This is a genomic window from Kordiimonas pumila, from assembly GCF_015240255.1.
In the GTDB taxonomy this organism is placed as follows: domain Bacteria; phylum Pseudomonadota; class Alphaproteobacteria; order Sphingomonadales; family Kordiimonadaceae; genus Kordiimonas; species Kordiimonas pumila.
The window spans coordinates 1,539,403-1,555,711 of record NZ_CP061205.1; the positions used below are offsets into that span (position 1 = coordinate 1,539,403).

General features: G+C 45.5%; 10 protein-coding genes. All 10 read left to right on the forward strand.

What is annotated here, in order from left to right:
• The first annotated feature begins 204 nt into the window (after positions 1-204).
• The 10 genes from ICL80_RS06630 (at position 205) to ICL80_RS06675 (ending at position 16,114) form a co-directional block, all read left to right on the forward strand.
• Positions 205-2,334, forward strand: a complete 2,130-nt coding sequence (locus ICL80_RS06630; RefSeq protein WP_194215308.1) for a TonB-dependent siderophore receptor — start codon at positions 205-207, stop codon at positions 2,332-2,334.
• A 96-nt stretch (positions 2,335-2,430) separates the two neighbouring features.
• Positions 2,431-3,270 carry a HupE/UreJ family protein gene (locus tag ICL80_RS06635; RefSeq protein ID WP_228073839.1) on the forward strand — a complete coding sequence of 280 codons (840 nt, stop codon included), beginning with the start codon at positions 2,431-2,433 and terminating at the stop codon, positions 3,268-3,270.
• Between the two features lie 9 nt (positions 3,271-3,279).
• The gene (locus ICL80_RS06640; protein WP_194215309.1) at positions 3,280-3,612 is read left to right on the forward strand and encodes a DUF6488 family protein; all 333 of its coding nucleotides are present in this window, start codon (positions 3,280-3,282) and stop codon (positions 3,610-3,612) included.
• 32 nt (positions 3,613-3,644) lie between these two features.
• Positions 3,645-4,514 (forward strand): DUF4198 domain-containing protein, encoded by an 870-nt coding sequence (locus ICL80_RS06645; RefSeq protein ID WP_194215310.1) that lies wholly within the window; start codon positions 3,645-3,647, stop codon positions 4,512-4,514.
• Positions 4,515-4,644: 130 nt separating this feature from the next.
• Positions 4,645-5,805 (forward strand): carbohydrate porin, encoded by a 1,161-nt coding sequence (locus ICL80_RS06650; RefSeq protein WP_194215311.1) that lies wholly within the window; start codon positions 4,645-4,647, stop codon positions 5,803-5,805.
• A 925-nt stretch (positions 5,806-6,730) separates the two neighbouring features.
• A complete protein-coding gene (locus ICL80_RS06655) occupies positions 6,731-8,896 on the forward strand; it encodes a TonB-dependent receptor (RefSeq protein WP_194215312.1) in 2,166 nt (721 codons plus the stop codon).
• Positions 8,897-9,002: 106 nt separating this feature from the next.
• The gene (locus ICL80_RS06660) at positions 9,003-10,511 is read left to right on the forward strand and encodes a CRTAC1 family protein (protein ID WP_194215313.1); all 1,509 of its coding nucleotides are present in this window, start codon (positions 9,003-9,005) and stop codon (positions 10,509-10,511) included.
• A 33-nt stretch (positions 10,512-10,544) separates the two neighbouring features.
• Positions 10,545-11,870: an Nramp family divalent metal transporter gene (locus ICL80_RS06665; RefSeq protein WP_194215314.1), complete on the forward strand. Its 1,326-nt coding sequence runs from the start codon at positions 10,545-10,547 to the stop codon at positions 11,868-11,870.
• Positions 11,871-11,977: 107 nt separating this feature from the next.
• The gene (locus ICL80_RS06670; RefSeq protein ID WP_194215315.1) at positions 11,978-15,070 is read left to right on the forward strand and encodes an amidohydrolase family protein; all 3,093 of its coding nucleotides are present in this window, start codon (positions 11,978-11,980) and stop codon (positions 15,068-15,070) included.
• 138 nt (positions 15,071-15,208) lie between these two features.
• Entirely contained in the window at positions 15,209-16,114 is a 906-nt protein-coding gene (locus ICL80_RS06675; RefSeq protein WP_194215316.1) for a GntR family transcriptional regulator, read from the forward strand.
• Positions 16,115-16,309 lie beyond the last annotated feature (195 nt).

The following is a 16,309-nucleotide window of genomic DNA, read 5'->3' on the forward strand; positions in this document are numbered from 1 at the left end:
TTTGAACCCAACTTTTTTGCGCCCCATGCTTCCACTTATTGAAATCGACATTCCCAAGCGCATCTGGTTTCATTAATTGACTGATAAATTTGATTGATCAACGGGAGAGATCGGTCATGGCTGTCGGGCTTATTTGTTTGCGGCGCTGTTTTTGAAAACAGCAAAAGCCCGATGTTAAAAACAATATTTAATGGGAGATTTAACATGTCTGCGGAATTGATTGCGTCTGAGAGCGCTCGGAAAAAAAGTAATTTTATATCATTGGTGCTGTCTGGTACCGCCTTGCTGAGTGGTACAGCTTTCATGCCGGTTGCTGTTCAGGCCGCCGATAAGGACGAAGGGGTTGTGCTGGAAGAAATTATTGTATCTGCAGATAGAAAAAGCAGCTTCAGTGCTGATTTTGTTCAGGCGGGAACATTTCGGAATGCGCGTTTGATTGATACACCGTTAACAGCAACAGTGATGACGAAAGAGCTGTTGGAATCGCAGCAGGCGCTGAATATGTCAGACGCCATGAAAAATACTGCTGGTGTCACGACATCGCAAATTAACACGGTTATTTATAGCAACCTCGCAGTTCGAGGGATCAGCCTTGGTAACCTGAGCAACTACCGGATGAATGGTGTGTTGCCTGTCGTGAACTATATTCATATGCCGCTTGAAAATAAAAGCCGGGTTGAAGTGTTGAAAGGTGCTGCCGGTTTGTACTATGGCTTTGCTTCGCCTTCTGGTGTTGTGAACTTGGTGACAGAACGCCCCGATGATAATGAAATAGGTATTTCTGCCAGCGTTAATAGCCATGGTGGTTACGGCGGCGATGTTGATATTAGCCATGTTTGGGGCAACAGTGGCCTGCGCGTAAACTTGGCCGCAGCGAATACTGAAATTGGCGTTGATAATACGGGTGGTGATCGTTTTTTTGTATCGGCCGCTTATGACTGGCGCCCTACTGACCAGTTCTCTTTAGAGCTAGACGGTGAGTATATCGATAACACTGTTACCGAAGCCACGCTTGTACGTATTAACCCGGTTGCTGCTGCGGATTATGAACTGCCGCCACTATTACCATCCTCTGCTAATCTGGGTTCAGAATGGCTTTATGCAGATGGTAAAGAGCTGAACTTAATGGGTAAGGCTACTTATAAGTTTAATTCTGCTATATCTGCCTCTGTGAGTGCTGGGCGTTCTTACCTTAACAGAACGCGCCGTTTCTCGTGGTTCCGTGATTATGATCTGGATACAGGTGATGGTACTGTTCAGGTCTTTACGTACCCGGAAAATACATTTGAAAGCTCTATCATTCGGGGTGATCTGGCAGCTGCTGCAGAAACCGCAGGTATTGAGCACGAGTTTATTGTTGGTATTTCAAAGCAGTTTCTTACCGTTGTAAACCCAGCGGGTGTTGGGCAAGGCGTCATCACACAAAACTATTATACGCAAAATGGTGATTTGCCTGTAATGGGCGATGCTGCCTTCACTCTTGGTGTTAAGTCAAAAACAACAGATTTTGGTGTGTTTCTTGCTGACCGCATGCAAATTACAGAGTGGTTGCAGGCAACAATTGGCTATCGCTTTACCAAATATACCAACGAATCTAATACCTCCACTTATGAAACATCACCGGGAACTTTGTCTGCCAGTGTTCTGTTTAAGCCAATGGAAAACATAAGTCTTTACGGTACATATATTGAGGGCCTTGAAGAAGGCGGTATTGCACCTGGTATTGCTAATAATACAGGGGAGGTTCTACCCGCAGCTCTGAGTACACAGTGGGAAGGTGGTATCAAGTTCGAGCCTAAACGCGGCCTGCTAATGACAGTGGCTTATTTTAATATTGAACGGTCATCCTCGTATATTAACGCAGCTAATTTCTTCGTGCAGGATGGTCAGGCTGTTTATCAGGGGTTTGAGTTTAATCTGGCGGGTGAGATAACCAAAGATTTGGCGATCGCTACAAGTGCTACGTACATTGACGCAAAAATGGATAGCGGTGCAGCCTCCATTGTTGGCAAGCTTATTGAAAACACACCTAAATATACAGGATCTTTCTTCCTTGAGTATAAAGTACCAGCTCTTGAGGGCTTAAGCTTGAATGGCGGTGTGTTTTATACCGGTAAACGCGCAGTAAACCCTGCAAATGATGGCTTTACACCTGCTTACACGCTGCTTGATTTAGGGGCGAACTATAGCTTTGACGCTGACGGCCATCCGGTTGTGCTGCGCCTGAATGCAGAAAATGTTACGGGCAAACGCTACTGGGAGGCAACTGGGGCAGGACTTCTTGCTCAGGGCAAGCCTAGCACCGTTAAATTCTCAGTTTCTACATCATTCTAAGGATAATAACATCAACCTTAAGGGAGCCGAGCTGTTATGTTTATCTCTTACCTTAAACGGTTGAACGCTGTGGCAACTACACATGGGACTAATCCCATGTGTAGGACTTCAGGTGTTTCTGAAAAAGCAGGCACATCTGCACCGTTCAATAATCTCTCAAAATATCTTGGAATGTTTTCGATTGGTATTCTGGCGTGCCTTTTAACGCCTAGTGCTGCTTTTGCTCACGGTGTACCGCTAGAAGATATTCAAGCACTTATTGAAGGCGGAAACTGGGCATTTGTTAAGTCTGGCGCCAAGCATATGGTTACAGGATACGACCATATATTGTTCCTTTTTGGCGTAATGTTTTTTCTAACAAAAATGGGCGAAATCGTTAAGTTTATAACGGCTTTCACTCTTGGGCACAGTATCACGCTTTTGTTTGGTACATTAATGGGGATATCAGCTAATCCTTATTTGGTGGATGCGTTTATTGCACTTACTGTTGCTTATAAAGGCCTTGAAAATATTAAAGGATTTCAGCGATATTTTCATTTTACGCCGCCAAACTTGGTTACCATGGTGTTCCTTTTTGGTCTGGTCCACGGATTTGGGTTAGCCACTAGGCTTTCAGTTTTGCCGCTCGGTGATGAAGGTCTGGTGTTAAAGATCTTATCTTTCAACCTTGGTGTTGAACTAGGGCAAATAGCGGCACTCACAGTTATTCTGGTGTTGCTTGCTGCGTGGCGCAAGCTGCCGTCCTTCGATAAATTCAGCGATGTTGCCAATAAGGCTCTTATCTTTGCGGGCTTTATGCTGCTGTTGTTCCAGCTACATGGTTATGCCCATACAGCATACCCTGACGACTTTGGCTTTAGTGAAGATATGCACAGCCATGCTCATGCCGATATGGAGCGTGAAGCGCTGAAATCACGGCATAATTCAATCGATTAAGGAAAAGCAATGCTTAAAAAGACTTTACTATCAGTGTGCTTGTTGGTGGCAGCAACGTTTTCTGCAAATGCTCATCCTGGCGGGCACGGCGGAGTTATCCCTGAGGATGAAGCGGCCATGATTGCAACCCAGCAAATTACACGGCTGGTTGATGCCGAAAAATTACCAAGTTCATGGGCTCTGTCAAAACTGGAAAAGGTTGAACTGAGAGAGGATGAGGAGGCAAACGAGTATATCGTTGTTTTCACAAACCCAAAAGCTACCGACCCTACGCAGCAAACGCTTTACATTTTTCTGACTGAATCAGGGGAATATATCGCCGCTAATTATAGCGGGCTGTAGAACATAAAACTTCTAACCAATAATGAGGACAGATGATGAAAAACCGGATTAAAGCTTTAATTACTGGTGCGAGTGCCTTTGCGTTTCTTACAGTGCCTGCACAAGCGCATACAATGTGGATTAATGTTATTCCTGAGTTTGATAAGCACGTATTGGCCGCAATTGCATACGGTGATGCTATGTCAGGCAGTGAACTGTTAACACCAGACTGGTGGCCAATGTATATTGCCGAATATGATGTTATTGACCCAGAAGGTACACGGACAGCACTGGGTGTTCCACAGCTTGTAACCAAGGAAAAACAAAAGCTTTCTTCAGGTATGGAATTTCAGGCTGGCGGTGATACAGGTAGGCGCAAGTTTGTTATCAAGCCTGATACACTGAAAGGCACCTACCAGTTATATGCCACAACACCAGTTGCCCATGTTATTAATTATATGGATAAAGACGGCAAGCCTGGCTTTATAGATGCTAACCTTACAAAGTTGCCAAAAGGCGTTAAGGTTACGAAAGAAAAGCTGGGCGTAAACCTGATGAAGGCGTCATTCAGTGTTGGTGCGTGGAGCGACCCAGAACCAGTTGGCATGCCTCTTGAAATTGTTCCTCTTACTGATCTTCACAAAACCCGCGTAGGGGATGTTGTTCGCTTTAAAGTTATGTTGAACGGCGAAACCCTTTCGGATGAATCCCACATTGTTGCCTATAACATGAGCTTTGGGGATCGCTGGGGTTTGTTTTCAGAACTGAAACACGGTGAGGGTGAGTTCCGCGTGCCGGTTGCTGGCCTGTGGCGTGTTGATGTTGCTTACCAAGGATCTAGCAATGATGTTGATGCTTACAAAAGCGATAAAGAGCTGCCTATCAGCATAGAAAGCAGCTTTGTCTTTAATATCAAGCCTTAATAAACAAGGTCAGCGTCTCTTTGATCAGGCTCAGTACTGTGTGCTTATTTCCCTTGAACGAAATATAACACTCTGGGTCTGATCTATAACTCCCCCCTTTACGGGCCAAATTTAACCAAGTGATTTTAGAATGAAAAAAACTGCAGCGGGTCTGTTCGCTGGCATGGCACTTACTTGTGCCGGTAATGCGGAGCAGGCTCTTGAATTTGATGCATCACACATCAGCGAGGTCTGGTCAAATGTTGATGGTGGTATTAAAGAAGACACCAGATATCTGGCATATGGTGACCTTGGAATTAGCGTTGACGGCATGGCGGCGTTAGGCTGGAAAGGCATGAAGGCCAGAGTTTCCGCGATTTACAGCAATGGTGTTTCTGTTACAGAAATGGCTGGTGCATCACAGCCGCTTAGTAATATCGAAACTGATGTTAGTTCTGTATGGCTTTATGAAGCTTGGGTGGAACATGTATTTTCCAACAAGATTTCGGTGAAGGTAGGGTTGCAGGAAATCAATGAAGAATTTGATGCCAGCGAAACACGGGCAGTGTTTCTGCATTCTTCGCACGGCGTAGGCGGTGAATTTGGTTCAAGTGGCGTAACCGGGCCTTCCACATACCCCTATACTGGTCTGGGTATTCGCGTAAAGCAAAGCTATAAAGAAGGCTATTATGTGCAGCTGGGCGTTTTTGATGGTGTTCCTGGCAATCCTGCTGCCCCCAAAAGCACAGCAATTAAACTTGATAGTCAAGAGGGTGCTCTAATCGTTATTGAAGCGGGTTACGAACAAGGTAACGTGAAGGTTTCTGGGGGTGTGTGGCGTTATACGGCGACATATGACGATATTCTGGAAGTTGATTCCTCCGCGCAACCATTGAACCGTAAAGGAAACGATGGTTTTTACGGTCTTGTTGAAGTGCCAGTTTGGACTGAGGCTGATGGGCAAGGTCTGGTGGGCTTCATTCGAGCTGGTGTTGCCGATAGTGATTTTAATACTATTGACGGATACTGGAGCGCAGGCGGTGTCTACACAGGGCTGTTTTCTGGGCGTGATACAGACCAGATCGGCTTTGCAGTTGTTGTAACCGAAGCAGGTCAGCCTTACAGGCAGTCGCAGGCTCTTATAGGTGAGCAAACAAATAAGAGAGAAGTCTCTGTCGAGCTTACCTATAAAGCGCCGCTTGCAAACTGGGCTTATATTCAGCCAGACATACAGTATGTGATTAATCCGGGCATGAACCCGGTGACCGATAATACCTTGCTGTTTGGCCTAAGACTTGGGCTTGAGTGGTAATCACTGGGCACAATTGGGAGATAAAGTAACATGATTAAGCATGCCTGCAGATGAACCTATGCAGGGTGTATTGCTGTGTTTTCCCTATGCAATGACATATTTATTGACGTTAAGGTGCATGCAGATACGTTGGCGCTGGTTAGCATGCTGCTTTCGGGGGCATGAGCCTTTCAGTCTGTGGCATGTGTTTTTCTCTTTAAAATTATCTGCAGGCGATAGCTGAGGGCAAGGTTGTGTATTATCTTGCTACCATCTGTATCCGTGTCGCCTCTTTCAGTGAAATAGAATCCCTCTCCCTTATTATATTCCTTACAGTACCCATAACTAGCGTAGCAAGCTTGTGCTTATCTCTGTGCCACATGGCATAGTAACATACCAAAAGCCTTGTGGATTTATAGTGTGCTCTGGAGCTTGTTTCAGGCAGGCACGCTCTTGTTAGGTATGCTTCAAAAAGATTTCTATCTAATGGGAAAATTATTTTTGGTATTTGTAATTAATTAGTACCAAAAATAAACACCATCAATTTTGTGCGTATTTTGGCATACTTTTAACGTTAACTAATTATTATAAATGTATTTATTTTTATTTAACGTCTCCTTTTAGAGGGGGTATCTGGCGTAAAATTGGCCTTGCTTACGTTCGTGTAAAAGTTTTTATTTGGTATATCTCATGCTATAAATACAAAAATGCACTTGCTATTTGGTACTTTTTAATATAAATACCATAATTATAAGTAAATTCGCCAAAAATAAGGTATTTTATAATAATTAATGACCATATTGGTGTGTAGGTTATTTATACCTAAATGATAAAGTGGTGGAGGGCTTAGGTTCGAAAGTGAAGGGATGGATTTTGCAATAGGCAGTTTTCAGTTGCCAGCAAGGTTTATTGGATACGAGACTGAAACATTACAGGGAGATGTGAGTTGAAAAGTTATAAAATTAAAAAGAACATGTTAAGGGCTGGCGCGGGCATTATGTCCCTTGCGCTTGGTATGCCGGCAATTGCACAGTCAAGCGATGCTGATGCCCCAGAGCAACTGGAAGAAATTATCATTCAGTCATTCCGTGCAGGTAAAAGCGGTAAAGATATTCCAATCAAGATTGATGTTTTCAGGGAAGATGAAGTGCGTTTGCAGCAGTCTCTGTCAACTAACCCGGCGGAAGCGCTGGCGAACATGGTACCAAGCTTTGCGCCAAGCCGGCAAAAGCTTACAGGGTCTGGCGAGACATTCCGTGGTCGGACCCCTTTGTTCCTGATTGACGGTGTGCCGCAATCAACACCGCTGCGCCCTGGTGCCCGCGAAGGCTTCACGATTGATCTTGAGGTTATTGAGCGTATTGAGGTTATTTTTGGTGCGAATGCTATTCAGGGTCTTGGTGGTACCGGTGGTATGATCAACTATATTACCGTTAGCCCGCCAAAAACCGGTGAGTTGCATCAGCGGGCGTCTGTTTCTCTTACCTCTAATGATGATTTTAACGGCGATAGCTTTGGCTGGCGTGCGCATTATCTGGTCGCGAAAAAGTTTGAAAAATGGGATGTCACTGCATCAGCAAGCTATGAAGAGCGTGGTTTGATGTTTGATGCAAATGATAATGCCATTGGTATTTCAAACTTTCAGGGTGATGTGGCAGATTCCTATAGTCGTAACTTCTTTGGTAAGGTTGGCTACGAGCCAGATGAAGACCAGCGCTTTCAGTTTATGGTAAATGACTTTTATCTGGAACAGAACGGTAATTACATCCCGCTAGACGGCGACCGTACGCTTGGTATTCCTACAACTTCGATTGAGGGCGATCCAGAGGGCGGCCTACCGTACAACGATGTGACGACCATGTCGTTTGATTACCACCATGATGATTTTATGGGTGGCCGGTTTGTGCTTCAGGCTTATTACCAGAAATTTCAGGCCCTTTACGGTGCTGATATTGTAGCATCCTTTCAAGATCCAGCTATTGCTGTTGTTGGTACACTACTGGAGCAATCCCAGAATAATTCTGAAAAATATGGATCACGCTTAACATACGGGCTTGATGATATAGGCGGTCTGCCCTTGAACCTTATTCTTGGTTTTGACTTCCTGCGTGACCAGACAGCGCAGCCGCTTGTGTTGACAGGACGAGTTTCAGTACCGCCAACCACATTCTTTAACTATGCACCATTTATGCAGTTAAACTATGAGCTTGCTGAATGGGCAACACTGTCTGGCGGTATCCGCTGGGAAGTGGCAAACCTGAAAGTGCCAGACTATATCACGCGCGCAGGTAACCGTGCGAGCAGTGACTTCCTGCCTGTGCCTGTTGAAGGTGGTAAGCGTAGTTTTGATGATTTCTTGTTTAATGCAGGCCTGGTTATTACGCCAACTGACAAATTAACTGTTTATGCTTCCTATGCTGAGGCCTTCTCAATGCCTGATGTTGGGCGTGTGCTGCGCTCTGTTTCAACGTTTGGTGAAAGCATTAACACGCTTCTGGATATTGGGCCGCTTGTGACGGCTAACAAAGAAGTGGGTGCCTCCTATGTTGCTGACAAGTGGGAACTTCGACTGAACTATTTTGAATCGTCTTCTGACTTTGGTTCACGGTTGATAGCGCGGGACGACGGTACATTTGACCTTGCTCGCCAAGCAACAAAAACCAGTGGTTGGGAAGTTTCCGGTAAATTACGCCCAGCTGAATGGCTCTCTTTGGGGGCTGGCTACTCTCTGTTGAACGGTGTGTATGACAGCAATGACGACGGTGTGCTGGACAGGGACCTTGGTGCAAGTGAAATTGGGCCAGACCGTTTAAGTCTGTCTATGGATATTACACCAAAAGGCAAATTTAGTGGTCGCGTTCAAGCTTTCACATACTTCAGCAAGTCGTTCCTGAATGCTGCTGGTGCTGAGGTTGCAAGCTTCGATAACTATACAACGGTCGATGCCTCTGTATCTGTTGATCTGAGCCCGTTTGAAGTGAGCTTGTCTGTTAGTAACCTTCTTGATCAGCAGTATATTACATATTTTGCGCAAGCCGCTACTTCAGCGAACTCGCTGTATGATGCAGGGCGAGGCCGTACAATTATTCTACGAACCGGCGTGACATTCTAAACAACTTAGAATGGCTATTAAATAAAATATGTGTTGGGGGAATGCGGTGTGTGTTCCCCCGTTACTCAAGTTTTGTTATTTTCAGGAGTTGCAGGTGTATATATCCATGACCAAGTCTTTCTTAAATCGTTTTGTACTACTTTCTTCAATGGCCTTAGGGGTGTCGGCATGTGCTAACTCATTAAGCCCTACGGAGATCAAGTTCACCTCCGTTCAAACGGAGCTTTTTGCAACACCAGGCGCTTTGTCAAATGCTTGGGGTGATTATGATAATGATGGCGACCTAGATTTTGTTGTGACATTCGGAAATGGTGAAATTCGCCTTTTCCAAAATAATAACAATGTTTTTAAGAATGTTGGCGCTGTTGCAGGTTTGCCAACGGAAGGCCCTCAGCAGGTACGGTCCGCCGCATGGGGCGATTATGATGGAGACGGCGATCTGGATTTGTATGTAGGTACACAGATCAGGCCATTACCAAGTTATAACACTTTATATAGAAATGATCAGGGAACAAAATTTGTTGCGGTTAGTGACGGGACAGCTCTAGCCCTTGAAAATGTTAATAGCCGTCAGGCCAGCATGATTGACTATGATGGAGACGGCGATCTGGACATTTTTGTTCCCGATAGAAGTGGGCCAAATCACTTGCTGCAAAACCATAATGGTACTTTTACCGATGTCAGTGAGAGCGTAGGTTTTACAGAGAAACGTCATACTGTAGGTGCTTGCTGGTTTGATATGGATGAAGATGGTGATCTAGATCTGTTTACGACCAACATGAGCGGTGACAATGATGCTCTGTATGAAAACACCAATGGAACATTCTCAGATATTGCTGCTAAAAGTGACATTGGGAAAATTGCAAGAACTACAGAAGAAGGCGGCGTTGGCTGTACCGTTGGTGATTTTGACAATGACGGCCACCTAGACCTGTTTGTCCCTACATACGGTGCCGACCTTTTATATCGTAATGTCGGAAATGGGATCTTTAAAGAAATCGCTGCTATTTCTGGCATAACTGGGGCCAACCATATGGTTGGGGCAAGCTGGGCAGATTATGATAACGATGGTGATCTTGACCTGTATGTAGCGGGTTATATGACAGTGGATGAAGCTTCAAAAGCAGATGATCGGTTATATGAGAATGAAAATGGTAAATTTACCAATATTCTCACGGCAGACAGCCCGCTAAACGCTTCTGATCACGGTATACAATGGGTTGATTTTGACAATGATGGCGATCTGGATGTCTCGCTGACAGAAGGGTACCCTGAGGATGGGTCTCACCCATTGTTACGGAGTGAAATGCCGCTTGAGGGCAGGCAAAATTCCTTGAAGGTTCTGGTGCTAGATTCAGCTGGAAACTATACCAAAGCCGGGTCAGAAGTACGTATCTTTGATGCAAAAGGTAATATACTTGCAACCCGCTTGGTTTCGACCGGTGATGGTTATAATTCACAAAGCGCTGTCCCTGTCCATTTTGGATTGAAAGATACGGCTCCAGTAAAAATCGAGGTTTCTTTTCTGGTTAACGGCAAGAGGGTGCCCCATGTGGTTGATGCCGTAGACCCATTGGAGTGGACCGGTAAGGCTATTGTTATCAAACAACCGTAAGTAACTGATTTTAATGCCTGGAAAGGTAATGTCATGAGTACAGTGAGTACGATTAGAAATGCCCCGTCAGGTTTTAAGCACATACTCAAAAACATAGGCCCTGGGATTGTTATCTCAGGGTCTGTGGTAGGCTCTGGCGAATTGTTGGTAACGACAAGAATGGGCGCTGAAGTGGGTTTTGTTTTCCTGTGGGGTGTTATTCTTGCGTGTATCGTGAAGTTCTTCATTCAACTGGAATTAGGCAGGCAAGCCATCATTGGTAACAGTTCAACGATCGATATTTTAGACAAAGTTTCAGGCGTTCGCTTTGTTGGTATATCTTGGATGGTATGGGTCTGTGTGATTGGTTTTTTCGCCGTCATGCTCTCCCTTATTGGCATATTGGGTTCTGTGTCCGGCCTTATGGCTACCATTTTCCCATTTGGTTCTGAAAAATTGTGGGCTGTTGTAGTCTTTTTGATTATGACGGCATTGTTATGGCGCGGCCTTTACAGCGACCTTGAAACGATGGTTATGGTTCTTGTTACTGGTTTTAGTCTTATCGTGATTGGCTCTGTGTTTGTGCTTCAATGGACACCTTACGCAATTTCACCTGATGATATTCTCTCTGGCCTAACATTTGAATTGCCCGCAGAGGGCGCTTTTGTGGCACTTGCCCTGATGGGGGCAGTGGGCACCACTGCTACTGAACTCTTTATGTACCCATATTTGATACAAGAAAAGGGCTACCCGGGTTTTGTGGGGAAGCCGGATGGTTCTGCTGAATGGGAAGAGCGCTATAAAGGTTGGATGCGTGTTGTCAAGCTAGATGCGCTGGTATGTATGGCAATCGCTCTGTCGATCACGAGTTCATATTATGTGTTGGGAGCCTCAGTATTGGCAGACAACAATATCATCCCGCAGGGTATGCGTGTTGTTGAGCAGGTGTCTCTCATCTTTACGGAAACAATCGGTTCTTGGGCATACTATATTTTTATGCTTGGTGGGTTTTGCACTTTGTTTTCGTCATTGCTTGTTGTTGCTGCGGCCTCAGCACGCATTGCTGTGGACTTTCTACAAAAAGCTGGCGTGAAACCTATAGTAGATGCAGCGGGGAAAACACGGTGGGTTCGTATTTTACAAATCTTTTTCCCGTTTGTGTGGTTGCTTTTTATTCTTGTTAACCCCGGTGCACTGGAGCTTGTTTTAAAGGGCGCTAATATTAATAATATTTTATTGTTGCCTCTTTCATATGCCGTTTTACACGTTAGCATGAAAACAATTGGTAAAGCCCGGATGTCGGTAGGGTATGAAATTTCCCTATTGGTTACGATTTGGGCTATTTTAACTTTCACCGTAGTAAATCTTTCACGTATGTAAAAAGTGGGCGGTTAAACGTGTCTATTTGCCATCATCTATATTGTCTTCTTCTTCTGCTGGCCTTGTGCGCGAGAGCACATACTAGCGCATCTGCAATAGAGTGGCCTGTGGATGCTATACGCGGGTCATCTATTCCCTTTGAAGTATCACTGGATGAAGCGACATGGGTATCTCTCGATGTCTCTCCCGATGGCGAACAAGTGGTTTTTGATATTTTGGGCGACCTTTATATCATGCCTATCAAGGGTGGTGCGGCAAAGCGGCTTACAAATGGACCAGCATACGATGGCCAGCCACGCTTTTCACCAGACGGAAAACGCATTGTTTTTGTATCAGATCGCAGCGGTACCAGTAACATATGGCTCATTGCGCCTGACGGGGAAGGCTTGCAAAAACTAACCGAGGAAGCGGATGCCAGTTTCTTTTCGCCAGAGTGGAGTGCAGACGGTCAAGATATTCTTGTAAGCCGTCATGATGATTTACTATTTACAAACTCAAGTGCTTTATACGCCTATAGCATAGAGGGTGGGGAAGGCGTTGCTTTGGTTGACAAAGCTCGCAGCCCGTTAGGTGCTGCCCCGTCACCTGATGGCAAATGGGTATATTACACAGAGAGTAGCAATACAGCTAAAGCGACTATCGAGCGGTATAATCTTCTAACAGGCGAAACGTACACAGTTGCAGACGCGTACGGCGGATCTGTAAGGCCAGCCGTAAGCCCGGATGGGCGCTTTCTCGCGTTTGGGCGTCGCTTCGATAATCAGGAACGCATGGTTCTACGTGATATAAGTTCAGGTGCAGAACAGGTGCTGGACGTTGAACTAGACTGGGACCAGCAAGATAATGCCTTTCGCGACGGCGACCAACTGCCGGGCTATAGCTTTTTGCCAGATGGGTCTGCAATTATATATGCGTCACACGGTAAAATACGGCGCTATAACTTAAAGAATAAAGACACTAGGATTATACCGTTCAAGGCCACATTTACGCAGACACTGCATAAGGCAGTACATTTTAAAAGAAAGATAGAAGACGGCCCGGTTACGCCTAAGTTATTACGTTGGACCCACGAAGCACCTGACGGAAAAACGCTATTTTTCAGTGCGGCAGGTAAAAACTATCAGTATACGCTTGATACCGGAAAGGTTACCCCGGTTGGGGAAGCCTACGGTCTTGGGTATTCGCCCACTGTTTCGCCAGACGGTAAATGGCTGGCCTATACGGCGTGGACAGATGCAGGCCTTGGCCATATATACAAAACCTCTCTTGTGACCAAGGAAACGGTGCGTCTTACACAAAGCGCGGGGCTTTATGAAAATCTGGCATGGTCTGCCGATAATGCGAAACTGGTTTTTCTGAAAAGCTCAGGCGGTGAACAGCGCGGTGAAGGAAATCTGGAAGAAACGCTCCAAAAATCTATCTGTTGGATATCAAGTGACGGCGGGGTAGCGCAGCATGTGATTACAGTGCAGCCACGCGGCGACCGGCGGCAGGCTATTCGGCCGGTTTTTAATGCAGATGCAACCCGGGTGTTTTTTGCCGAAACACCGGTAAAGCGGCAATCAACCTATTTCAATTCGGTCCGGCTTGATGGTAGCGATAAGCAACAGTATCTCGAATTTCGGTTTGCTGACGATGTTATACCGTCGCCTGACGGTAAATGGGTTGTTTTCACTGAGCATTTTGAAACCTATCTTGTGCCAATGCCTTTGGCGCACAGCAAGCCCGTTTATGTGAGCCCTGAGAGAAAAGGCGCACTACCGGTTATCAAGCTTAGTAAAGCGGGTGGCTATTTTGTAAATTGGGCTGAAAATGGCAATATGATTACATGGAGCTGGGGGCCTGAATATTTTCGGCTTTCGCTTCAGGATGCTCTGCTGTTAGGGGAAAACGCGAAACCTGAAATGGCTTCTATTTCCTTTACTGAACCCAGAGTTATGGGAATAGGGCAGGTTTTGCTGCAAGGCGCCCGTATTGTGACAATGGGCGGCGCTGGTGTCATCGAGAAGGGGGATATTCTTGTAGAGAATAACCGGATTAAAGCGCTGGGTGATACAGGCACACTTGAGGTGCCTGCTACAGCAAAGGTTATAGATGTTACAGGGAAAACAATTATCCCCGGTTTGATTGATGTGCATTACCATTATCGTACCAGTTATAATACGGAAGTATTCCCGGAAAATGATTGGGGTTATGTTGCCCAGCTTGCTTACGGGGTAACCACGGTACGAAACCCTTCAGCCCGTTCGCAAGCGGTTTTCACCCAAGCTGAAATGATAGAAATGGGCCGTACATTAGGGCCACGTAGCTATAGCACGGGCGAGGTTATGTATTATGTGCGCATGCCTTTTTCTAACCCAGTTAAAAGCCTTGATGATGCACGCATTCAAGTGAAACGCATGAAAAAACTGGGGGCAACCGCTGTGAAGCAGTATAGCCAGCGCCGCCGCGAACAGCGCCAATGGGTGCTGGAGGCTGCACGCGAGGAAGGTATGAATGCAGTTGCTGAAGGCGCATCAAAAGTTTTCATGAACATGACACTTTTGATGGATGGGTATACAAACCTTGAGCATGCGGTGAAAACCAAAGTTCTTTATAAAGACATGCGGTCACTTTTAACCGCTACTGGGACATCTTATACCCCAACCCTTATCATTTCGACCGGTGGTTCAGCACAAGATTACTTTTTTCAGCAAAGCGACGTTTTCCGCGATGAAAAGCTGCGGCGCTTTACTCCATATACAGTTTTGGCAGACTTGGGCCGCAACCGTACCATGCGCCCTGAGGAGGACTTTTATTTTAAATGGTTGGCAAAATCGACAGCCGAAGTTTTTCATGAAGGTGGCAAAGTGGTTATGGGGGCACACGGTAATCTTCAGGGGCTAGGTGCCCACTGGGAGATGTGGGCAATGGCGATGGGGGGCTTAACACCTTTGGAAACATTGCAAGCTTCAACAATTAATGCAGCTTTTGCCTTGGGGTTAGATTCTGATATTGGCTCTTTGGAGGCAGGTAAATATGCTGACCTGGTGATATTGAACCAAAATCCACTTGCCGATATTCGTCATACAAACACTGTTAGCTATGTTATGAAGGGTGGCCAGATGTGGGAGGGCGCGACCATGAATCAGGTTTGGCCTGTACAGAAAAAATTCTCTGGCTTTTACTGGCAAACGGAAGGGAAGGTGCCTTCGCGGTAAGGCGTTTCACGTATGGGCGCATGGTAGGTGTATGGATAAATTAGCTGGTTTTTTTTCTTTATATTGAACCAAACTTTACAAGCCTGTATAGGCTAAGGGAAGGTTCTAAAGCGGGGCCAACGACGCAGGAAGCACACAATGACCACTGATAATGCAAACCTTTTACCCATGGATTTGTCAAAGCAGATTATAGGCTACTTGCGGCAGATCTCTGCCGAGCCTGGTTATCGTTTGACAGAGCGTGCGCTTGCAAAACAGTTTGATGTTTCCCGTTCACCAGTGCGTATTGCGCTTAATTTACTCGCAGATGAAGGTGTTGTTGAGGCAAAAGAAAGTGGTGGGCGCTTCTTGGCGGTTGACCAAAAGGAACTTGAAAAATATGCTATTTCTGCGCCCGCGAACCCGCTTGGCGATCTCTATGATACAATTATCAATGAGCAAATAGCCGGTAAACTACCAGAGCAGTTTACAGAGGCGGATTTGCTGCGCCGGTATGATGTGGCAAGGGGCCTTTTAATGAAGGTTCTGGGTAAAATGTCCAATGAAGGTCTCATTGAGCGGCGGCAGGGCCATGGATGGCGCTGCCTTCCTATCATTAATACCATGGAAGCTAATTTTAAAAGTTATGAGTTCCGCTTGGCGTTAGAGCCCAGAATTATTTTATCTGATAGCTTTGTGGTTGATAAGGCAAGGTTACAGCGCTGTTATAATTTGCAAAAAGAAATGAGCGAAGGCCGCTTGCAATATATGTCGAGCAGTGAGGTGTTTGAAGCAAACGCAGAAGTGCATCAAATGCTGGCTGACTTTTCGAATAATGATTTTTTCCATGAAGCTATTCGCAAGCAAAACCAGCTTCGCCTTATTATGGAAAACAGGGCTGCAAGACACGCTGCACGCATGATGGACTCTTGTCAGGAACATATGCGCATTTTAGAGGCTGTTGCAGACGGAAACCGAACCACTGCAGCAAACTTAATGTTTAGCCACCTTACCAAAGCATCGCAGAGCAGCTTTGGTTTGGCCAAGCTATCGTTTGGTTCATAAAGCCGCTGCTACTCCAGTAAAAAGCACATGATTTTGTAAGGCTGCACCATTGTTGCGGCCTTTTTAAATTTGCCATGCATGTAGCATAGCAGGAACCACATTTCAGAAAATGCTATTTTGGTACTTATTTTAACAAAATACCAAATATTTCACTTAATATATTTGACTTGAGGTACTTATTATATATTATAAACC